Genomic DNA, 22,757 nt, shown 5'->3' on the forward strand with positions numbered 1-22,757 from the left:
CCACTTTTTTTCATATTTCATCTGGGCGATATTTTTTATTGCTCGGATTGTACTTTGTACATCTAATTTGTACACATTTGAGATAGGCCTCACCATGACCCAAGTGAACGCACCAGAATTCGTTCGTCACCCTAAGCTTATTGCTTGGGTGGAAGAGATTGCTAAATTAACAAAACCAGCAAAAATTGAATGGTGTGACGGTAGCGCAGAAGAATATCAACGTTATATCGACTTGATGATCGCTAACGGCACAATGCAAGCGCTGAATCAAGAAACTCATCCTGGTTCTTATCTTGCAAATTCTGATCCTTCTGACGTAGCACGTGTTGAAGATCGTACTTACATCTGCTCTGAAAATAAAGACGATGCTGGCGCGACCAACAATTGGGAAGCACCTGCTGTCATGCGCGAAAAATTGAACGGTTTATTTGACGGTTCAATGGCAGGTCGTACACTTTATGTGGTTCCATTCTCTATGGGTCCATTGGGTTCTCATATCGCTCATATCGGTATCGAGTTAACTGACTCTCCTTACGTTGCAGTAAGCATGTCTAAAATGGCTCGTATGGGTAAAGCTGTTTATGACGTTCTTGGTACTGACGGTGAATACGTTCCTTGCGTACACACTGTAGGTGCTCCGCTTGCGAACGGCGAAAAAGATGTTGCATGGCCTTGCAACAAAGAAAAATACATCGTGCATTACCCAGAAACTCGTGAGATCTGGTCTTATGGTTCTGGTTATGGCGGTAACGCATTGTTGGGTAAAAAATGCCTGGCATTACGTATTGCATCATTTATGGGTCGTCAACAAGGCTGGTTAGCTGAACACATGCTGATCCTTGGCGTGACCAATCCACAAGGCGAAAAACACTACATCGCAGCTGCATTCCCATCTGCATGTGGTAAAACAAACTTCGCTATGTTGATTCCACCAGCAGGCTATGAAGGCTGGAAGATTGAAACTGTAGGTGACGATATTGCTTGGATCAAACCAGGTGAAGACGGTCGCTTATATGCAATCAACCCTGAAGCTGGCTTCTTCGGTGTAGCGCCTGGTACCAACACCAAGACCAACCCGAACTGTATGGCAACCATGCACAAAGACGTGATTTATACAAACGTCGCTGTGACTGACAACGGTGAAGTATGGTGGGAAGGTCTGACTAAAGAAGCGCCTGCCAACCTGACTAACTGGAAAGGTCAACCACACACTGGCGAAGAAAAAGCAGCGCATCCAAATGCTCGTTTCACAGTTGCAGCTGGTCAATGCCCTTCTATTGACGCTGACTGGGAAAATCCAGCTGGCGTGCCAATTTCTGCGTTCATCTTCGGTGGTCGCCGTGCAGACACTGTGCCTCTAATTTCAGAAGCATTTGACTGGGTTGACGGTGTTTACAAAGCTGCAACGATGGGCTCTGAAACAACTGCTGCTGCTGTTGGTCAACAAGGTGTTGTTCGTCGTGACCCGTTCGCGATGCTTCCATTCGCGGGCTACAACATGGCAGATTACTTCACGCACTGGTTAGAAATGGGTGAGCAAGTGGGTGCGAAAGCTGCTGCTGCTGGCAACAAACTTCCAGGTATCTACAACGTGAACTGGTTCCGTCGTGATGCTGAAGGCAACTTCGTATGGCCTGGTTTCGGTCAAAACATGCGTGTTCTTGAGTGGATCATTGACCGTTGTGAAGGTCGTGCTGATGCTGTTGAAACACCAATCGGCCTAGTTCCTACTTACGAACAGCTGAACTGGACTGGTTCTGACTTCACTAAAGAACAGTTTGACCTAGTAACTTCTCAAGACAAAGATCAATGGATCAAAGAGCTTGAAAGCCATACTGAATTGTTCGATAAGTTAGGTGAGCGTTTACCGGAAGCGTTAAAAACTCGTCAAGCAGAACTTATTGCTGCGGTTAAATCTGCTTAATTGCTGATTTAATTAAAAAAGGTCGCGTAAGCGGCCTTTTTTATTGGCTGTTTAAACAATTGATCACAATTGACCAGAGCAGCAGTTTAAGCAAAATATGGCATACTTAAGCCAACACTTCAGGAACTATAAACATGAAAAGAACAACAGTAATTTTGGCTATGGCTGCGAGCAGTTTCGTAGTGAGTGCATGTCAGACCACACCCCATCAATTCAATGGACAAAGTGGCTATGAAATTCTGGAACGTTCAGGCAATACAGCAACCTTGAGCTACACCCTCTCAGGACGACCAAGCCAGGATGAAAATCGCTTGCAAGCCGCTTGCAGACACGTATTAGGAAATTCCAAAACTTACAACATCCAGATTTTAAGCACCAATGAAATTTCCAATCCAACTGCGGAACAGGAAAACTATGGCCGCCAACTGGGTAATAGCCGCACGCAAATCAGCTTGAGCAATACGCCTGATTTACATAATAGCGAGAACCCGGGTGCACGCGAAGCTTTAGAAGCCCGCCCTACGACCATGCGGGTTATTCGTTATACCTGTTCTTAATATCTGATACTTAGTTACTTAATCAGAGTAAGACAATCAAAAAGGGCCTAGTGCCCTTTTTAATTTTTTAAATTTAACGTGTTTTATAGAAACTGACATTACGAAATTCGGGCGATTCATCCAAATCCGGCCAGGTCGTCGCACTACGCTCATCCAGTTTTTCATATTGAGGATGACTAAAGTTTTTTACCCGACTGTCTGCAACCCACACCTCAGGTGCAAATTTTAAAAGCTCATCCAGGAAGAAACGGTTACATTGATCATAGAGCACATCTGCGGCTAATAAAATATCCACTTTCTCTGCCTTATATAGGTCATCCAGATATTCAAGCTCGACATCATTTAGCTCTGCATTGGCACGACAGGCATCTAGACTAACTTGATCGATATCACAGCAGATCACACGTTTTGCACCTGCCATTTTCGCCGCAATGGCAACTACGCCAGATCCCGCCCCAAAATCCAAAACTACTTTGTCTTTAACATGATGCGGCTCTGCCAATAGCCACTGCGCCATCGCCAAGCCTGAGGCCCAGCAAAAGATCCAGTATGGTGTATCATTCCAAATGCGACGAATCACCTCATCATCCAGCTTATCTGTTGGGAATATTGGCGGAATCAACCACAGGGAAATGGGTGTATCCGGCAATTGCTGTGCATGTAGCTCACAGTGTGGAATCACATCATGCAAGGCTTTTAGTAGATGTTCTGGGGCTTGAGGGAGTCGGAAGGTGCAGCTCATTAGATTTCTTTTAATTAGTATTAATGTCTTTGAAGAATCTCCCCTAGCCCCTCTTTAAAAAAGAGGGGGAAACTCCATCCAAAAATAGTGATCAGAGTTCCCTCCTTTGAAAAAGGAGGGTTAGGGAGGATTTGATTAACCTAAAGCTTTTTCAGCAGCTTCAACCGTTTGACGGATTAAAGTGGTAATCGTCATTGGACCTACACCACCCGGAACTGGTGTGTAAGCAGAAGCAATTTCTTCAATGCCAACAAGTTGGATATCACCAACACCACCGCCATCACATGGATGGAAACCAGCATCAACAACCACTGCACCTTGTTTGATCCAGTCTTTTTGAATTAATTCTGCTTTACCTACCGCACCAACAATGATATCTGCTTGCTTAACGAAGCTAGCAAGATCTTGAGTACGTGAGTGGCAAATGGTTACGGTTGCATTCGCTTCTAGCAGCATCGCAGCCATTGGTTTACCCAAAATTGCAGAACGACCTACAACTACCGCATGTTTACCAGCGATTTCAATGTTGTTCTCTTTCAGGATAGTCATAATACCCGCAGGCGTCGCTGAACCATAGGCTGCCTCACCCATTGCCATACGACCATAGCCCAGGCAAGTGACACCATCTACGTCTTTTTCAAGCGAGATTGCATCGAAACAGGCACGCTCATCAATTTGCGCAGGAACCGGGTGCTGAAGCAGAATACCGTGCACATCAGGATTTGCATTTAATTTTTCAATTTCAGCCAATAATTCTTCAGTTGTGGTTTCTTTAGGAAGTTCCACTTTGAGTGAATCCATACCAACACGGCGGCAGGCATTGCCTTTCATGCGAACATAAGTTGCAGATGCACCATCGTCACCTACCAAAATCGTCGCAAGAATTGGAGTACGACCTGATTTTGCTTTCAGCGCTTCTACGCGAGTAAACAAGTCAGCTTCAATTTGCTTCGCCAATGCACGACCGTCTAGAACTAATGCCACGGCACTTCTCCCAAGTGTTGATATGAATCAATTTTGCACATTCTACATGAATAATTTAAATATTTTCCGCCAGATGATGTTTTTATGCGCATACAGATGAATACACTATTGTTTTTTTTTCTGAGCTTGCTAATATACGCATCAACAAGACGCGGCGGGGTGGCAGAGTGGTCATGCAGCGGACTGCAACTCCGTGGACGCCGGTTCGATTCCGACCTCCGCCTCCATCTTGTTAAAGCCCGAGTGGTGAAATCGGTAGACACAGGGGATTTAAAATCCCCCGCCCACAAAGCGTGCCAGTTCGAGTCTGGCCTCGGGCACCATTCTTCTACTATAGAAAGATGGTGCAAATAAAGAACCCAGCGAAAGCTGGTTTTTTTATGTCTGTAATTTAGTTAGTCAAAAAATAAGTAAATTAAATTCCCATTTAAAGTGTCATCATTAATCAGGCCCTCCTGCTCTGCTTTCTCAATATCATCCAGCAGAACGTAAATATCCTTGCAAATCCTGTTCCAGTTTTTGCTGGAAATGAATCGGCTCAATAATTTTCACATAAGGTAACCAGTAACGCACCAAAGGCAATAACTGCATTTCGTGACGAATCTGGCAACTAATCACTAACTCTCCAGTCCCTGTTTCCTGCTCGATCTGCTGTTCTGGAAATAAACGGCGCTCTTTAAAAAAGATCGCGACTTCAGGTTGTACCTTGATTAAGACTTGCTGCTTTTGCTGCCCAAACCAGATGCTGTCTTCATCTACCAGTATTTTTAGTATTTCAGGATCATGCGCAAAGCTCTCCACCTCAGAAACCAGCTTGAGTTGTTGCACCTGACTTAAGCGATAGGTGCGCAACTTGTCCTGATCTACACCCACCAGATACCAGATACCATGATGGTGAATCAAGCGATAAGGCTTAATGATTCGCAATTGATCTGAATATTGCAACTCAACCTGCTGACGTTTATAGATTGCGCTTGCAAGCAACTTGAAATGCTCGGCAAACTGTTTGGCATCTTCAAAATAATAGCCTTTTGCCGAAAATACCTGATTTGCCCGCTCATCCAGCAATTCACGCATAAAAGACATATCCAGCGCCGGATACAGCTCACTGATCCCCGAAAGCTGGGCAAAAGTCTGGATATCCTGCAATTTAAAGCGCCCTAAATAAGAGGGTTCCAGATAATATCGTTTCTGTTCATCTTGAAGTAAGGGTAAGTAAGAGCCTAGACGATCAAAATCACGCTCAATGGTGCGGGTGCTGACCTGAAATTCTGCAGCTAGCTCTGCAGCCCGGAGTTGATATCCGACGTTTAATTTGGTCAAAATTCTGGCTAAACGCTCTGCAAGACGCTCATGTGTTGAAGCTGGGCGCTTCATAAATCCCCACTTAATACATTCTCATGTACTTATTTATCGCTAGATGTTGAATGATTATACTGAATGCCGATCAATGAATAATATTAGGACAAAGTCTAAGATATTTTTTTGCATCAGATCTTGACCCTTTATTCACCCTAAAAATACAAGATCTTATTTGGATTTTCTGGATGCTTTCTTGCTTGAATGACGATTTTGTATTGTTAATCTTTCTATATAACGCTCCAGATGCAGCATCGCCCGATACATTTTATGTAACTCTACCCAGCTGATGGTTCCGCGAATAATCATTTTATGAATACGTCGTAATGCTCTTAAACTATGTTTTGAACTATATGCTGTTGAAATAATTTTCATCTTATTTTCCCTCTCACATTCATGTGAATGTTTAACCATTTGGTCGGAATTATCTATACATGCAATTTACGTGTCATAATTGACAGGTTGTGTCGAACAGTTAACATTTTTTAATTTTTATTCAAGATTTTATATATTTATTTGTAATAATATTTTACTTAAAATTAAAAAAAGCCAGTAAAATTACTGGCTTTTTTTGAATCACTTATCTCGTATTAAATAATTTCAACTACAACTTTACCCACATGCTCTCCAGTATCCATTGTGGCATGGGCATCCTGAATCTGATCGAACTTAAACGTTTTATAGATCATCGGGAGACATTCGCCTTTTGCCCACAATGGTGCAATCTGCTCTTTCAGGCCTTGTGCAATTTCCGCTTTTTCAGCCGTGCTGCGTGCACGCATGGTCGAACCGGTAATGGTCAGACGTTTCATCATGATTTGACCCAGTTTGACTTCTTTGGCCTTGGCACCCCCCAAGAAAGCGATATAGACCAGACGTCCATCACGGCGCAACAAATTCAAATTACGCTCTAAATATGGTGCACCGACCATATCTAAAATGACATCGACACCACCATTGTCAGTGGCTTCATTAATAACTTGCTCAAAGTCCTGAGTTTTATAATTAATAGCCGTGGTTAAATCAGAAATAGCCGCAACTTTTTCATCTGAACCGACAGTTGCAAAAGTTTTGATTCCGAGTGATTTACATAACATTAAAGCAGTCGTACCAATCCCGCTCGTTCCACCATGTACCAGTACAGTTTCCCCTGCTTTGGCCTTACCCATCTGGAACACGTTCGCCCATACAGTAAAGAAAGTTTCAGGAATGGCCGCTGCCTGTACAAAACTTACGCCTTCAGGAATATTCAAGGTCTGGCTTTCAGGTATGACGCAATATTCAGCATAACCGCCACCATTGGTCAAACCACAGACTTGATCACCAACTTTAAACTGACTTACATCACTACCAATCGCAACCACCTCACCTGCCACTTCCAGGCCAGGAACTGGCGTTACCCCTTTCGGCATCGGATATAAGCCTTGACGCTGCAGGATATCTGGACGGTTAATACCAAAGGCATGAACTTTCACCAGAACTTCATCTGCTTTAGGTTCAGGTACAGTCACCGTTTCATAAGCGAGTTTATCGACACCACCTGGTTCTGTAATAATGACTTGCTGCATGGTTTGTTGCGACATGATTTCTTTCCCTAATCTATGCATTTCATATATCTTGGACTTATTTGAACATAGTTAGCATGAGGAATGAAGCTACATCGGACTTATGTATAATCGGGGGACTATTCAGGAAATTGATAATAGGCCAACCATGACCCAAGTGATCGAATATAACGAAAACAATTACAGTGATTTTGAGTGGTTTGAAGGTTTTGCCGTGATTCGCTTTTGTGCAGACTGGTGCAAGCCCTGTGTTCAGAATTTTCCGATCTTTGCCGAACTGGCGACATACTATGCTGAGGTAAATCCTGAAGTTAAATTTGGCAAGATCAATGTGGATCAGTCTCCGATTTTAACCTTGCGCTATAATGCCTATGGTTTGCCTTCTACGCTTATTTTTAGAAATGGAGAAATTATTAAAAGGATTGCAGGCGTGAAAAGTTTAACCGAAATGAAAGCAATTCTGGCCTTAGTCCTCAATGATTCTTATGAATAATTACCCATGTGAAGCCAAATCTAACAAAAATATTTCTTTTAGCTCACTATCTAAATACGGAGCCTTTAATTAACTACGCCCTTTATATTCCTTTACCATTCGATCACTCACATCTTCCGGATAACACAGCGGCGCATATCCGCCTGCACGATTATAAGCACTACGCTTACCACAACGACTACCATTACTTGCAGTATTGTAAGGACACGGACAATTTCCCGGATAATTCTCAATCGACTGCTGGATTATTTTTTGCTTGATTGCTTCAACGCTTTGGCTGCTCTGTTTGGCTTCAGCTCCAAAAGCCACACACAAGCCAGCCAGCAATATTAATTTTTTCATATATTCCCCAAATCTAGGGAGTATTGTATTAATTGACTAGTAAATTGAAAGATCACATTTTGACTAATCGAATGATTTTCATGCAATCAAAATTTAGGCAATAAAAAACCCGCTTTTCAGCGGGTTTCTTCAAATCAGTCCAGTCTTAAAGACGAACCAATTCCACAATCTTCTCAGCAAGTTCTTCAACTGTATCTACGGTTAAAGTCGTGTCTGTACCTTCAGCAGCATCGGTAATCACAACCACACCAGTTTCACGAACCAGTGCAACCTGCTCCGCATTCAAACCTGCTTTAGCAATAGCAACGATCCCTTGCTGAATCAGCAAGCTTTCTAGCGCCTGAGCATTTTCCAAAGCTTTACCAGATACAGTCACCGCAGCAGGTTTTTGACCCAAACGTGCCGCACGTGCTTCTGCAGTGACAGGCTCATCGTGTGCAGACCATTCAACTGATTCTTCCACCATACCAGCACCAATCGTCACGTTATTCAAACGATCGATGAAGATAAACGAACCGGTGAAACGGCTGTCTTGATAACGGTCAAAGACCACTGGTGCATCAAATTCAACAGTCACATTGGCGATTGCATTTAGCTCAAGTTTATCCACCTGAACTTTTTCCAATGTGTTAACGTTGGTACGGTAATGAATTGCCGTTACTTTTGCCGGAACGGTTTGCGTACCAATCTTGATGTTGTACAGCTTACCCAGTACAAGTGGTTGATCTGCCATCCACACAACAGTCGCTTGAACTGAACGGGAAATATTTGGAACAGCTTGATCCGCACGAATTAACACGTTACCACGTGAAATATCAATTTCATCGTTAAGCGTTAAAGTCACTGCCTGACCTGCAACTGCATGCTCAAGATTGCCATCAAAAGTGACAATTTCTTTGACAGTCGATGATTTACCAGAAGGTAATGCTGTTACGGTATCGCCAACATTGATATCGCCAAGTGCGATCGTACCGCAGAAACCACGGAAGTCGAGGTTTGGACGGTTCACGTATTGCACAGGGAAACGGAAATCCTGCTTCGCTGAACTACGGTTAATTTCCACCGATTCAAGTGTACCCATCAGCGTTTCACCAGTGTACCATGGCGTATTGGCTGACTTGTTCACCACGTTATCGCCATTCAATGCAGAAATAGGCGTAAAGATGATATTGCTTGGTTTACGATCGCCCAATTGTGCAACGAATGCCGCATATTCAGCCTGGATTTCATTGAAACGTGTTTCAGAGAATTCCACCAAGTCCATCTTGTTGATCGCAACAATGATGTTCTTGATCCCAAGCAAACTCGCAATAAAGGTATGACGACGTGTCTGGGTTTGCACGCCATAACGTGCATCAATCAAAATGATTGCAAGGTCACACGTCGATGCACCTGTCGCCATGTTACGAGTGTACTGTTCGTGTCCCGGCGTGTCCGCGATGATGAACTTACGCTTTTCTGTCGAAAAATAACGATAGGCCACATCAATGGTAATACCTTGCTCACGCTCTGCTTGCAAACCATCGACCAGAAGTGCCAAATCAGGTGCATCACCTGTCGTACCGACTTTCTTCGAGTCACGGGTCACGGCCTGTAATTGATCTTCATAAATCAATTTTGAATCATACAGCAGACGACCGATTAACGTCGATTTACCATCGTCCACGTTACCGCAAGTCAGGAAACGCAACAGGTCTTTATTTTCATGTTGTTTCAGATAGCCCAAGATATCTTGGCTGATTAAATCAGATTGATGAGACATCGCTCAAAGCTCCACATATTCTTTAGAAATCGGTTTTCAATCCCCCTATATCCCCCTTTATTAAAGAAGGGACTTTCTCCATTTACTTTTAGGAGCTCCCCCCTCTTTCTCAAAGAGGGGGTCAGGGGGAGATTAAATTAGAAGTAGCCTTCCTGCTTCTTCTTCTCCATTGAGCCTGCTTCATCATGGTCAATCATACGACCTTGACGCTCAGAACTGGTTGCCAGTAACATTTCCTGAATAATTTCCGGCAAGGTATTGGCTGTAGATTCCACAGCACCTGTTAATGGATAACAACCCAAAGTACGGAAACGTACCGATTTCATTTGTGGAACTTCACCTTCTTTTAAAGGCATACGTTCATCATCAACCATAATAAGCGTGCCACTACGTTCAACCACAGGACGTTCTGCAGCCAAATAAAGTGGTACTAATGGAATACTTTCCAAATAGATGTATTGCCAGATATCCAGCTCAGTCCAGTTAGATAATGGGAATACACGAATACTTTCGCCCTTGTTCACTTTACCGTTATAAAGATTCCAAAGTTCTGGGCGCTGGTTTTTCGGATCCCAACGATGTTTCGAATCACGGAATGAATAAACACGTTCTTTCGCACGTGATTTTTCTTCATCACGGCGCGCGCCACCAAAAGCAGCATCAAAACCGTATTTATCCAGAGCCTGTTTTAAGCCCTGAGTTTTCATGATGTCGGTATATTTAGAACTACCATGGTCGAACGGGTTAATACCAGCCTCAACCCCTTCTTTATTCTGATGCACGATCAAATCGAAACCATGGGTTTTCGCCATGTTGTCCCGAAAAGTGATCATGTCTTTAAACTTCCAGCCTGTATCGACATGTAATAATGGAAATGGAAGTTTTGCTGGGTAGAACGCTTTTAGCGCAAGATGCAGCATAACCGCTGAATCTTTACCAATCGAATACAGCATGACCGGATTTTCAAACTCGGCAGCAACTTCGCGGATGATATGAATACTCTCAGCTTCAAGCTGTTTGAGATGAGTAAGTCTTTCCTCATTTAACGACATGGACAACACCAGCTTAGAAAAACGTGTACTTATGACACTTTTGAAAATTTATATTCATTATAGTGATTTACTTATCCTATCCATTGCTTGTTTTATGATATTGATATATCAAAAGCTCATATAAAAATTCATCAATAATGAATATCAGTTTTTATGAATCAATGATTTGCACAATTCAAGCGAGGATATTGTGTGGTAGAAGTATATATTAACCTGTCGCTAAACCAATAAAATCCTAGGAAAATAATCTAAAGTAGTGGTTCTCAAATAGTTAAAAAATTACTAGAGTAAGACTCAATTCTCCCTCTTGATATACTTCATTTATGCCCTATAGCGCTTTTGATCTCACCACTGTAAAAACCCGTCTGGAACAGGCCCAGCTTGCTGGTTATATTTATCAGCATCAGCAATATATTTTAGTCTTGCAAGAACCCTTCAGTGATGATGGCAAGCCTTTAAATATCTATCTGCAACACGAGCTGACCGCGGATCAAATCGGATTACAGTTTGGTCTGCGTTTGCAAGAAGGTCATTGGGAATTCCTAATCGGCGTTACTTATAGCAACCAGAACGCAGCTTACGAAATTGGTGCTGGCAACCTCAAAGGTGATCAAAAAGCCTTTAATTTATTATATGCCTTTTATAATTATCCTAAAGCGTTCTATCTAGTGGCATTACCTTTGACAACCAACAGTCAGATTTTGGAGCAAACCTTGCAACAACAGCTTTTCAAGCAGCCTGATCTCGACTTCCTGAATACTGCAGTCAAGGTCAATCCTATGGGCGAACAGGTCAAATGGATGCAACACTATATTCTGCAACAGACTTTAGATATGAAAGTCCGGATTCAGACTGCCCTGCTTTAGACTTGAATAGAAAAATTTAGAGATACTCAGGTCGATGTATCTCTATATCTTTCTCAGGCAAGCATACACAGAATGCCATGCTATTCAGAATTCCTATTGCCGCTATGACATCACTTGCTCAAACATCCAGTTAGCTTCTTATAGTTTATTATTAATTTTAATAGTTCAATAATTATTAAATAATCAACATATTCAATCCTTGTTTGTAAGGTTTTTTGTTATTTTTTTGCATACAAAATCAACAATTACTGTTATCGTTATATCAATAAAAACTTTCAGATACTTTTCCTAAAAACATAATTATAGAGATAAAAAAATGTGGGAACTGTTTACGCATCCATCCAATATCGTATTTAGTATTAGCCTGAGCCTAATGCTGATGTTTGCAGCACTAGAATGTATTCTATTGCTGCTTGGCGGCGGCTCTCAGCATATCTTTGAACAGTTTTTACCTGAAGATCCCCTGCAACCGGAAATAAGTCCGGATCAGTCTCCGGGTGTTTTCAGCAAAGTATTTGACTGGTTATATCTGGGACGTCTGCCTTTATTTATCTGGCTGATTATTTTTCTGACCAGTTATGGTTTGAGCGGTTTATTGATTCAGGGCATATTTGAGCGCCTGACCAGCCAGCTGTTTAATGTTTGGCTGATTTCTCCGGCCTGCCTGTTTCTGTGTATGCCTGTGGTGCGCTTTCTTGCCATGGCCGCCAGTAAGCTCCTGCCCCAAGACGAAACCTCTGCGATTCATAGCGATGAACTCATCGGACGTACCGCGACCATTATTCTGGGAGATGCCAAAGTGAATTCTCCCGCACAAGCCAAAGTCCGGGATCAACATGGCCAGACTCATTATGTTCTGGTTGAACCAGAAAACAATCAAATTCTAAATCAAGGTCAGAATGTAGTTCTAACCCACAAAACCAAGAACGGCTTTCAAGCCATTGCACTTTAATTTTATTTAGCTAGCACTCAATTGAGACTTTATAACAATGTTAACATTTGATTTATATAATATTTTAATTATTGCGGGAATTATTTTTGTAGCACTGGTGACCTTCGGTCTCATCATTGCACGTTTATACCGTCGTTCAAGCAAGGAAATTTCCTTTGTACGTACCGGTTGGGGTGGAGAAAAAGTGATTTTAGGTGGAGGCGCAATCGTGCTCCCTGTCTTGCATGAAATCATTCCAGTAAATATGAATACCCTACGTCTTGAAGTCCGCCGTGCTGATGATCAGGCACTGATTACCCGTGACCGTATGCGAGTCGATGTCATGGCCGAATTCTATGTCCGAGTCAAACCTACCGCAGATTCAATTGCCACCGCAGCACAAACCCTTGGTCAAAAAACCATGTCACCGAATGAACTAAAAAATCTGGTGGAAGGTAAGTTCGTTGATTCACTGCGCGCAGTGGCTGCAGAAATGGCCATGGAAGAACTGCATGAAAAACGCGTCGATTTCGTACAAAAAGTACAGCAAGTCGTTTCGGAAGATTTACATAAAAATGGTCTGGAGCTTGAAACGGTTTCCCTAACCGGACTGGATCAGACCGGATTTAAATACTTCAACCCGCAAAATGCATTTGATGCTGAAGGTCTGACCAAGCTCACTGAAACCATTGAAGATCGTCGCCGCAAGCGTAACCACATTGAACAGGATACCGATCTGGCGATCAAAACCAAAAATCTGGAAGCTGAACAGGCGCGCCTGCAAATTATTCGTGAAGAAGAATATGCCAAGCTGCAACAAGAACGTGAAATTGCCATTCGCCGTGCTGAACAGCTGGCTGAAATTGCCGCTCAGGAAGCCGGCAAAAAACGTGAAGCAGAAGAAGCACAAATTGCCGCTGAACGAGAAGTCGAACTCAAGCGTATTTTGGCCGCCCGTGATGTCGAAAATGAAAATATTCAAAAGGCTCAGCTGATTCAAAAAGCACAGGTCGAGCAAAAGAAAACCATTGAACTCGCTGAACAGGACCGCGCCATTGCCATTGCGGAAAAATCACGTGCTGAATCTGAAGCTAAAGCCCAAGCCGATCAGGCGCGTGCACAAGCGGTAAAAGCGGAAGAAGAAGTCATCACCGTACGTCAAATCCAGCAAGCAGAGCGTCAAAAGGCAGTTGAGCTGGTCGCAGCCAAAGAACATGCTGAAAAAGATGCAATTGCCATTACAGTTGCCGCTGAAGCTGGCAAACAAGCGGCAGCAGATGATGCAGAAGCAGTGCGGATTGCGGCTGAGGCGGAAGCAGAAAAAGTCCGCCTTAAAGCCAAGGGCGAAGCGGATGCGAAAATTCTACTGGCTCAGGCAATGGAGAAACAGTATCAAGTGGATGCTGAAGGTACACGTGCGGTCAATGAAGCCAATAACGTCCTGTCACCTGAACAGGTCGAAATGCAGATTCGTCTGGCCATGCTGAAATACTTGCCTGAAATTATCAGAGAAAGTGTCAAGCCAATGGAGAATATTGATGATATCAAGATTCTCCAGGTGAATGGCCTACATGGCGGTCATGCCGGTGCCTGTCAGGCAGATGCCCATCATGAGAATAGTAATGTTGCTCTTTCAGATCAGGTGGTGAATAGCGCCCTGCGTTATCGTAGCCAGGCACCGCTCATTGACAGCCTGATGAGTGAGCTCGGTATTCAAGGTGGTGATATTAATGGGATGACCCAAAGCCTTAAAGCTAAAACTTAAAAATAGACTGGGATATAAAAAAGCTCCCATCTGGGAGCTTTTTTATTAAAGGTCTAATGTGAATATCAAACTAAACCTTTATCTTTTAATACTTGCAGCATGGTTGAACCAAGTTCGGCTGGACTACGTGTATACGCCATACCCGCACGCTCAAAGGCAGCAAACTTTTCTTCTGCTGTGCCCTTACCACCTGAAATAATCGCACCTGCGTGACCCATACGTTTGCCTTTAGGTGCAGTCACACCCGCAATATAACCAACAACTGGCTTAGTCACATTCGATTGAATATATTCCGCAGCTTCTTCTTCCGCAGTACCGCCAATCTCACCAATCATAATGATAGCTTCAGTTTGTGGATCTTCCTGGAACAGTTTCAAGCAGTCAATCTGGTTCATGCCCGGAATCGGGTCACCACCAATACCAATACAGGTCGACTGACCTAAACCAAGTTTTGTGGTTTGTGCCACGGCTTCATACGTCAATGTGCCTGAACGCGAAATGATCCCGATTTTACCCGGCTGATGAATATGCCCCGGCATGATCCCGATCTTACATTCACCCGGCGTAATAATACCCGGACAGTTTGGTCCGATCAGACGTGTGCCATTACCATTGGTTTCCAGATAACGCTTGGCTTTGAGCATATCGATGGTCGGTACACCTTCAGTAATCACCACAATTAACTCAATGCCAGAATCAACCGCTTCAACAATAGAATCCAGTACAAAGGGTGCCGGAACATAAATCACCGAAGCATCTGCACCCGTTTCTTTCACCGCTTCACGCATGGTATTAAATACAGGCAATTCTAGATGGGTTTGACCACCTTTACCTGGGGTTACACCACCCACAACTTTGGTACCATAGGCCAAAGCCTGTTCAGAATGGAATGTGCCGTTTTTGCCTGTAAAGCCCTGTACCAATACTTTAGTGTCTTTATTAACTAATACGCTCATGATCAATACCCCTTTAAGCTTTTACAGCAGCAACAATTTTTTCTGCAGCATCAGCAAGACCATGCGCAGAAATCAACTTCAAACCTGATTCATCCAGTAATTTTGCCCCCAGTTCCGCATTATTGCCTTCAAGGCGAACAACCACAGGAACGGTCACATTTACTTCCTGAACCGCTGCAATAATTGCTTCAGCAATCATGTCACAACGTACAATTCCACCAAAAATATTAATCAATACACCTTGAACAGAAGTATCTGCCAGGATAATTTTAAAGGCTTCAATCACGCGCTCTTTGGTCGCACCACCACCCACATCCAGGAAGTTGGCTGGTTGACCGCCATAAAGCTTAATAATATCCATGGTTGCCATAGCAAGACCGGCACCATTGACCATACAACCAATGTTACCTTCCAGCGCTACATAGTTTAGATCAAACTCAGACGCTTTTAACTCACGTTCATTTTCTTGAGACTTATCACGTAATGCGGCCACTTCAGGCAAACGGTACAGCGCATTCGAATCAATTCCGATTTTGGCATCAACACACAGAATGTCGCCATTTTCACGCACAGACAGCGGATTGATTTCAAAAAGAGCAAAATCATTGTCTACAAATGCCTGATAAGCAGCCGTCATGACTTTAACAAATTGATTAATTTGTCCATCTTTGAGTTTAAGTGCAAAAGCAACTTCGCGTGCCTGAAATGGCATTAAACCGACTAAAGGATCAACCTCAACTTTAATAATTTTTTCAGGGGTTTCTTCGGCCACTTTCTCAATTTCAACACCGCCTTCAGTCGATGCCATAAAAGTGATGCGGCGAGTCGAGCGATCCACCACAGCGCCCAAGTACAGCTCGCGCTCAACCGGATAAACATCCTCAGAGACTAAAATGCTATTGACCGGCTGACCATTGGCATCAGTCTGATAAGTCACCAAGCGTGAACCAATAATCTGGTTGGCATATTCAGCAGCCTCGGCAGCCGATTTCACTACTTTTACCCCACCAGCCTTACCCCGGCCACCCGCATGCACCTGTGCTTTCAATACTGCAAACTTTCCACCCAACTGCTCGAAAGCATGCACCGTTTCATCGGCATTGGTGGCAAGTAGTCCTTCCTGTACAGGCATACCATATTTTTTTAATAGCGCTTTTGCTTGATACTCATGTAAATTCATTGAATAACCTTTTATTACTTCTTTGCCTTGTTATAACCCACTAGCACCCAGACATCCGTCAAAGCAGTACCAGCATTTCTTAAAATCGTTATCTTTATTTTTAGATGATTGTTCCAATAAAAACAACCATGAAATGTAAAAAGAGCGACCTAAGTCGCTCTTTTTTCGAATTACTTACGCTTACGTTGGATCGCGTGAATCGCACGACCATCAACTGCAAGTGCAGCTTCATGTACCACTTCAGAGAATGTCGGGTGACCGAAAGTCATCAACTGTAGATCTTCAACTGAAGATACGAACTCAAGTGCGATCATACCTTGGTGAACGATATCAGACGCAGCAGGCCCGATTACGTGCATACCGAGTAGACGGTCAGTTTTTGCATCAGCAACAAACTTCACGAAACCGGCACCTTCACCCGCAGCTAAAGCACGACCGTTCACAGCAAAACCGAATTGACCCGTTTTAACTTCGTGACCTTTTTCAGTCGCTTGCTGTTCTGTTAAACCTACCCACGCCGCTTCCGGATGTGTGTAAATTACAGAAATAATGGTGTCATAGTTCACTTGTGCAGCATGACCGTGAATACGCTCAACCGCCATTACGCCTTCTTCCATTGCTTTATGCGCAAGCATTGGACCACGTACCAAGTCACCAATTGCGTATACGCCTTCAACTGAAGTTGCACACCAATCGTTGACTTCAACCAAACCGCGTTCAGTCAATTTAATGCCTGAATCATCAGCCAATAAACCTTCAGCATATGCGCGACGACCGACACAAACGATCAATTTATCGAAAGTTTCAGTTTTGTCTTCACCAGCTTGGTTATATTTAACCGTTACTTCACGACCATTGATTTCAGTACCTGCAACTTTTGCACCGATACGGATATCCATACCTTGCTTAGTCAACAGTTTTTGGAAGTCTTTTGCCAATGCTTTATCAGCCATTGGTAAGAATGCATCCATTGCTTCAAATACAACAACTTCAGCACCAAGACGACGCCATACAGAACCAAGCTCAAGACCGATCACGCCCGCACCAATTACACCTAAACGCTTAGGTACTTCTGGGAATTCAAGCGCGCCAGTAGAATCAACAATTAAGTCTTGATCTACAGGAGCCACTGGAATATTTACTGGTACAGAACCCGTCGCAAGAATCACATATTTAGGCTCTAAAACTTGAGTTTCACCTTCGTGAGAAACAAATTCTACTTTTTTACCTGCAAGCAGTTTACCCGTACCTTTTAACCACTCGATGCCATTACCTTTAAGTAACTGATCGATACCGCCAGTCAATTGATCTACAACTTTGTCTTTACGAGCCAGCATTTTAGAAAGATCGAATTTAACTTCACCAGTCGTAATACCATGGTCATCTAGATGTTGAACTGTATCTTCATAACGATGTGAAGAATCAAGTAAAGCTTTAGACGGGATACAACCGACGTTTAAGCAAGTACCACCTAAAGATGGTTTACCTTTATGAATACGTTTTTCGATACACGCAACTTTAAAACCAAGTTGAGCTGCACGAATTGCTGCTTCGTAGCCGCCTGGGCCACCACCAATTACGACTAAATCGAATTGAGACATGTTTATCTCCAACTAATCCCCCTTATTAATCCCCCTTTTCCAAAGGGGGATCTTCCCCTCTTTTTAAAGAGGGGTTAGGGGAGATTTTTAATGAATAAATTACAGATCAAGGATCAGACGCGCTGGCTCTTCTAACAATTCTTTGATTGTTACAAGGAAACCGACTGCTTCTTTACCATCGATTAAACGGTGGTCATAAGACAGTGCAAGGTACATCATTGGCAAGATTTCTACTTGACCATTCACCGCCATCGGACGTTCCTGGATTTTATGCATACCCAGAATCGCAGTTTGTGGCGTATTTAGAATTGGTGTAGAAAGCAATGAACCAAAAGTACCACCATTAGTAATAGTGAATGTACCGCCAGTCATGTCTTCGATGCCCAGCTTACCGTCACGTGCCTTGCCAGCATATGCACGGATGCCATTTTCAACTTCAGCATAGTTCATGCGGTCTGTATCACGAAGAACAGGAACCACTAGACCACGCTCAGATGAAACTGCAACACCAATGTCGTAGTAACCGTGATACACGATGTCATCGCCATCAATTGAAGCATTTACCGCTGGATAGCGTTTAAGTGCTTCAGTTGCTGCTTTAACAAAGAATGACATGAAGCCAAGACGCGCACCATGACGCTTCTCGAATGCATCTTTGTATTGAGCACGCATTTCCATGATTGGTTTCATGTTCACTTCGTTGAACGTCGTCAACATTGCAGTTTCTTGAGTCGCTGCAAGTAAACGTTCAGCAACACGCTTACGAAGGCGAGTCATCGGAACACGTTTTTCGATACGCTCGCCCACTGCAACGCTTAATGGTTGCGCTGCAGGTGCTGCCGGTTTCGCTTGATGATTTGCCACATCTTCTTTCGTGATGCGACCGCCACGGCCTGTACCTGCAACATCAGCAGCTGCAACACCAGATTCAGTCAACGCTTTACGCACTGCTGGAGCCTGGTCCTGTACTTGTTGACGTTCAACGATCGGTGCATTACCTGCTTCAGTTTGCGCAGCAGCTTGTTCAACTTTCTCTTCAGACTGAACTGCTTGAGTTTGTGTAGCGCCAGAAACAGCACCTTCTTCAAACTGTGCAATGACTTCAGCTGAAAGAACAGTATCGCCTTCACCTTTAATAATAGATGCAAGTGTACCGTCTGCAGGAGCAACAACTTCTAAAACAACTTTATCAGTCTCAATATCGCAAATCACTTCATCACGTGATACTGCTTCACCTGGTTGTTTGTGCCAAGTTGCGATCGTACCGTCCGCAACTGACTCTGGGAATACCGGTGCTTTAATTTCGGTTGCCATTACTTAGAATCTCCTGGATTATTCAGCGTCGATCGCAAGCGCGTCGTTGATGAGCTGAGCTTGTTGTTTTGCATGCAAATATGGTGAACCACATGCCGGTGCAGCAGAAGCTTCACGGCCTGCATAGCTAATACGTACTTGTTTACCCGCTTTCATCACGTCGTCATATAGACGCGGTGCGATGAACAACCAAGCGCCTTGGTTCTTCGGTTCTTCTTGCGCCCAAACAAGTTCTTTAACGTTTGGATATTGCGCAAGCACTTCTGCCAGGCGTTTTTCTGGGTATGGATATAATTGTTCAATACGTACAATTGCAGTGTTGTTCAATTCTTTTTCACGACGTTTTTCAACTAGGTCGTAATACACCTTACCACCACACAGAACCAGACGGGTTACATCTGACTTGTTGATGTTGTCTACTTCATCAATCACGGTTTGGAATGTACCGTTTGCAAGCTCTTCAAGGCTAGATACAGCAAGCTTGTGACGAAGTAAAGATTTCGGCGAAGTAACAATCAATGGCTTACGGATTGGACGAATCGCTTGACGACGTAATGCGTGGAAAATCTGCGCAGGCGTAGTCGGTGTGATGACTTGCATGTTGTCTTCAGCACATAGCTGCAAGAAACGTTCCAAACGTGCAGATGAATGTTCTGGACCTTGACCTTCAAAACCGTGTGGAAGAAGCATAGTTAAGCCACATACACGCTCCCATTTGGTTTCACCAGATGAGATGAACTGGTCAATGACAACCTGTGCACAGTTTGCGAAGTCACCGAATTGTGCTTCCCAGATGATCAAACTCTTAGGAAGAGTCGTCGCATAACCATATTCAAATGCCAATACAGCCATTTCTGACAACAAAGAGTCATAGATTGCAGTACGCGGCTGGTTTTCTTTCAGGTTACACAGTGGAAGATAAGTTGAACCATCTACCTGATTATGCAGTTTTGCATGACGGTGTGAGAAAGTACCACGACCTACGTCTTCACCCGTTAAACGAAGCAAGTAACCATCATCTAGTACAGTTGCATACGCCAGAGTTTCAGCAGCACCCCAGTTCAGAGGCATTTCACCCGTTTGCATTTTCAGACGGTCATCAATTACTTTTGCAACTTGACGCTGCATCACGAAGCCTTCAGGAAGCTCACGCATTTTCTTGCCAAGCTCTTTTAGACGTTCGATTGGGAAAGTTGTATCCCACTCGTCTGTGTACTCATGACCTAAGTAAGGAGTCCAATCCACAAACATTTTTTTGTTTGGTTCAAGTACCAGTGCATTGGCAACGTGATTACCCGCTTCCAGGTCTGCACGGTAGTTTTCAACCATTTGATCTGCACTTGCGCGATCAAGAACACCCTGTTGTACCAATTGATCCGCATAAAGCGTACGCGTAGTCGCTTTCTTGTTAATCACTTGATACATCATTGGTTGAGTTGCAGCTGGCTCATCCGCTTCGTTATGACCACGACGACGGTAGCAGAACATGTCAATCACAACGTCTTTACGGAAGGTATGACGGAAGTCATGTGCCAATTGTGAAATGAACACCACAGCTTCAGGATCATCACCATTCACATGGAAGATCGGTGCCTGAATCATTTTTGCGATGTCAGTACAGTATTCTGTAGAACGTGCATCACGTGGATCAGACGTCGTGAAACCAACCTGGTTGTTAATTACAATGTGCACTGTACCACCCACGGTATAACCGCGAGTTTGTGACATCTGGAAAGTTTCCTGGTTAACGCCCTGACCTGCAAATGCAGCATCACCGTGTACGATTAATGGCAATACGTCATCGCCGCCAATGTCTTTACGACGTACTTGACGTGCACGTACTGAACCTTCAACCACAGGGCCAACGATTTCAAGGTGTGACGGGTTAAACGCCAATGCCAAGTGAACTTCGCCACCTGGAGTCATCACGTTTGAAGAGAAGCCTTGGTGATACTTAACGTCACCAGAACCTTTCTTGTGAATAGACTTACCTTCGAACTCACCAAACAGGTCAGCCGGGTTCTTACCCATGATGTTAACAAGAAGGTTTAAACGGCCGCGGTGAGGCATACCGATCACAACTTCTTTACAGCCTACAGAACCTGCACGCTGAATAATTTCGTTGACCATCGGGATGAATGCTTCACCACCTTCAACGCCGAAACGTTTGGCACCAACGAATTTATTACCAAGATATTTTTCTAGGCCTTCAGCCGCAGTTAAACGCTCAAGGACATGTTTCTTTTGATCAGCATTGAAGCCATATTGACCGCGTGCACTTTCTAGACGTTGTTGAATCCAACGTTTTTCTTTGGTGTCCACGATGTGCATGTATTCAGCACCGATTGAACCACAGTAAGTGGCTTCCATTGACTGAACCATTTCAGCCAAAGTCGCTTCTTCTTTACCGATCGCCAGGTTACCAGTATTGAATACTGTGTCTAAGTCAGACTGAGTCAAACCATGCGCAGCAAGATCTAGATCAGGCACAACTTCACGCTTCGCTAAACCTAATGGATCCAGTTTTGCTTTCTGGTGGCCACGGTTACGGTACGCAGCAATCAGCTGTAGCACGCCAATTTGACGACGTTCATGCTCTGAGCTGACTGTCGACTGAACAATAGGCTGAATACGGCTTGAATTGCGACCTAAAAGTAGGAATTGCTCACGTACATTACTGTGTGGTTGATCACCTTTTGGGAATTTATCGAAGTACGCTCTCCAGTCAGCACCCACTGAGTCTGGAGCAGTCAGATACTGCTCATAAAGTTCTTCAATATACGCTGCACTATCAGCGGAAAGTTCAGTGTCAAGACGCAGAGCGTCAGCAACTTCTTGCATTTGTGGACCCATTTCCTATTGCAAAAACATTTTCAGGATGCTTTTTAAGCAAAACCCAGGATTATTAGCATCAAATTGGTAATATGATACTAGTCCCCCATAAGGCATAAGCCATGAGGCGTTATCACCACACCAAGAAAATCTTGATATGTTTAATGAACAATAACGCCCCTCAGCGGCATCATCACTCATTGAATACCCGATCGAAACCGGGCAATTTTTTGCAAATCGACTTAGAAAAAAGCAAGCATTAACAAAGATTTTTTCTAAAGCGACTCGGGTCTACCTTTATATACCAGTCCCTGATTATGCAGTGTTTAAAAAATGTACCTGGCGTGGCATTTTTTAAACATAGTCATGGGCTAAATGCTAACATAATCTCAACTTTTCAATTGATTTTTTTGACACATACCTTCCATAAATTGGCTAAATACAGTTCAGATATTTTACTATAATATATGGTGCTTTATCTCAAAAATAGATTCAATGTAGACTTAAGTCCTAAGCATTTCCGATAAATAAA

General features: G+C 43.5%; 19 protein-coding genes and 2 tRNA genes. 8 read left to right on the forward strand and 13 right to left on the reverse strand.

Annotated features, from left to right (window positions below):
• Nucleotides 1-94: 94 nt before the first annotated feature.
• Nucleotides 95-1,924, forward strand: coding sequence for a phosphoenolpyruvate carboxykinase (GTP) (locus tag NI464_RS08110; protein ID WP_004279470.1), 1,830 nt, complete (start codon nt 95-97; stop codon nt 1,922-1,924).
• Between the two features lie 134 nt (nt 1,925-2,058).
• Nucleotides 2,059-2,481, forward strand: a complete 423-nt coding sequence (locus NI464_RS08115) for a hypothetical protein (protein ID WP_253138145.1) — start codon at nt 2,059-2,061, stop codon at nt 2,479-2,481.
• 73 nt (nt 2,482-2,554) lie between these two features.
• On the opposite strand, the gene NI464_RS08120 is transcribed toward NI464_RS08115, so the two are convergent.
• Entirely contained in the window at nt 2,555-3,223 is a 669-nt protein-coding gene (locus NI464_RS08120; RefSeq protein WP_253138146.1) for a class I SAM-dependent methyltransferase, read from the reverse strand.
• Nucleotides 3,224-3,358: 135 nt separating this feature from the next.
• Nucleotides 3,359-4,207, reverse strand: coding sequence for a bifunctional methylenetetrahydrofolate dehydrogenase/methenyltetrahydrofolate cyclohydrolase FolD (folD, locus tag NI464_RS08125; protein WP_253138147.1), 849 nt, complete (start codon nt 4,205-4,207; stop codon nt 3,359-3,361).
• 153 nt (nt 4,208-4,360) lie between these two features.
• Between folD and NI464_RS08130 the strand changes: the two genes are divergently transcribed.
• A tRNA-Cys gene (locus tag NI464_RS08130) sits at nt 4,361-4,434 on the forward strand.
• Nucleotides 4,435-4,444: 10 nt separating this feature from the next.
• A tRNA-Leu gene (locus NI464_RS08135) sits at nt 4,445-4,530 on the forward strand.
• Between the two features lie 151 nt (nt 4,531-4,681).
• Here NI464_RS08135 and NI464_RS08140 read toward each other — a convergent pair.
• The 3 genes from NI464_RS08140 to NI464_RS08150 form a co-directional block, all read right to left on the reverse strand.
• Complete coding sequence (locus NI464_RS08140; RefSeq protein ID WP_004646308.1) at nt 4,682-5,584, reverse strand: helix-turn-helix transcriptional regulator; 903 nt, start codon at nt 5,582-5,584, stop codon at nt 4,682-4,684.
• Nucleotides 5,585-5,737: 153 nt separating this feature from the next.
• Complete coding sequence (locus NI464_RS08145) at nt 5,738-5,941, reverse strand: hypothetical protein (RefSeq protein WP_004646307.1); 204 nt, start codon at nt 5,939-5,941, stop codon at nt 5,738-5,740.
• Nucleotides 5,942-6,156: 215 nt separating this feature from the next.
• On the reverse strand, nt 6,157-7,149 hold the full coding sequence (locus NI464_RS08150) for an NAD(P)H-quinone oxidoreductase (RefSeq protein ID WP_004279464.1): 993 nt from the start codon (nt 7,147-7,149) through the stop codon (nt 6,157-6,159).
• Between the two features lie 130 nt (nt 7,150-7,279).
• Here NI464_RS08150 and NI464_RS08155 point away from each other — a divergent pair, with 130 nt between their 5' ends.
• Nucleotides 7,280-7,624, forward strand: a complete 345-nt coding sequence (locus NI464_RS08155; RefSeq protein WP_253138148.1) for a thioredoxin family protein — start codon at nt 7,280-7,282, stop codon at nt 7,622-7,624.
• 69 nt (nt 7,625-7,693) lie between these two features.
• Here NI464_RS08155 and NI464_RS08160 read toward each other — a convergent pair whose 3' ends face one another.
• The 3 genes from NI464_RS08160 to cysD form a co-directional block, all read right to left on the reverse strand.
• Nucleotides 7,694-7,966: a hypothetical protein gene (locus NI464_RS08160; protein ID WP_004279462.1), complete on the reverse strand. Its 273-nt coding sequence runs from the start codon at nt 7,964-7,966 to the stop codon at nt 7,694-7,696.
• A 145-nt stretch (nt 7,967-8,111) separates the two neighbouring features.
• The gene (gene cysN / locus NI464_RS08165; RefSeq protein WP_004279461.1) at nt 8,112-9,728 is read right to left on the reverse strand and encodes a sulfate adenylyltransferase subunit CysN; all 1,617 of its coding nucleotides are present in this window, start codon (nt 9,726-9,728) and stop codon (nt 8,112-8,114) included.
• Between the two features lie 137 nt (nt 9,729-9,865).
• On the reverse strand, nt 9,866-10,780 hold the full coding sequence (gene cysD / locus NI464_RS08170; RefSeq protein WP_004730252.1) for a sulfate adenylyltransferase subunit CysD: 915 nt from the start codon (nt 10,778-10,780) through the stop codon (nt 9,866-9,868).
• Between the two features lie 323 nt (nt 10,781-11,103).
• Here cysD and NI464_RS08175 point away from each other — a divergent pair, with 323 nt between their 5' ends.
• The 3 genes from NI464_RS08175 to NI464_RS08185 all read left to right on the forward strand — a co-directional run bounded on the left by NI464_RS08175 (nt 11,104) and on the right by NI464_RS08185 (nt 14,342).
• Nucleotides 11,104-11,646, forward strand: a complete 543-nt coding sequence (locus tag NI464_RS08175) for a hypothetical protein (protein WP_253138149.1) — start codon at nt 11,104-11,106, stop codon at nt 11,644-11,646.
• Nucleotides 11,647-11,962: 316 nt separating this feature from the next.
• The gene (locus NI464_RS08180; RefSeq protein WP_005107512.1) at nt 11,963-12,598 is read left to right on the forward strand and encodes a YqiJ family protein; all 636 of its coding nucleotides are present in this window, start codon (nt 11,963-11,965) and stop codon (nt 12,596-12,598) included.
• Nucleotides 12,599-12,635: 37 nt separating this feature from the next.
• Entirely contained in the window at nt 12,636-14,342 is a 1,707-nt protein-coding gene (locus NI464_RS08185) for a flotillin family protein (protein WP_180180363.1), read from the forward strand.
• Nucleotides 14,343-14,407: 65 nt separating this feature from the next.
• Here NI464_RS08185 and sucD read toward each other — a convergent pair whose 3' ends face one another.
• The 5 genes from sucD to NI464_RS08210 form a co-directional block, all read right to left on the reverse strand.
• Nucleotides 14,408-15,298, reverse strand: coding sequence for a succinate--CoA ligase subunit alpha (sucD, locus tag NI464_RS08190; protein WP_004646291.1), 891 nt, complete (start codon nt 15,296-15,298; stop codon nt 14,408-14,410).
• Between the two features lie 13 nt (nt 15,299-15,311).
• Nucleotides 15,312-16,478 (reverse strand): ADP-forming succinate--CoA ligase subunit beta, encoded by a 1,167-nt coding sequence (gene sucC / locus NI464_RS08195; protein WP_253138150.1) that lies wholly within the window; start codon nt 16,476-16,478, stop codon nt 15,312-15,314.
• A gap of 170 nt (nt 16,479-16,648) precedes the next feature.
• On the reverse strand, nt 16,649-18,079 hold the full coding sequence (gene lpdA, locus NI464_RS08200; RefSeq protein ID WP_004279436.1) for a dihydrolipoyl dehydrogenase: 1,431 nt from the start codon (nt 18,077-18,079) through the stop codon (nt 16,649-16,651).
• A gap of 99 nt (nt 18,080-18,178) precedes the next feature.
• Entirely contained in the window at nt 18,179-19,393 is a 1,215-nt protein-coding gene (odhB, locus tag NI464_RS08205; protein WP_004279435.1) for a 2-oxoglutarate dehydrogenase complex dihydrolipoyllysine-residue succinyltransferase, read from the reverse strand.
• A gap of 18 nt (nt 19,394-19,411) precedes the next feature.
• On the reverse strand, nt 19,412-22,234 hold the full coding sequence (locus tag NI464_RS08210; protein WP_004279434.1) for a 2-oxoglutarate dehydrogenase E1 component: 2,823 nt from the start codon (nt 22,232-22,234) through the stop codon (nt 19,412-19,414).
• Nucleotides 22,235-22,757: the final 523 nt, after the last annotated feature.

Origin of the sequence: Acinetobacter lwoffii, assembly GCF_024129685.1 — a bacterium.
GTDB classification, from domain to species: Bacteria; Pseudomonadota; Gammaproteobacteria; order Pseudomonadales; family Moraxellaceae; genus Acinetobacter; species Acinetobacter lwoffii_X.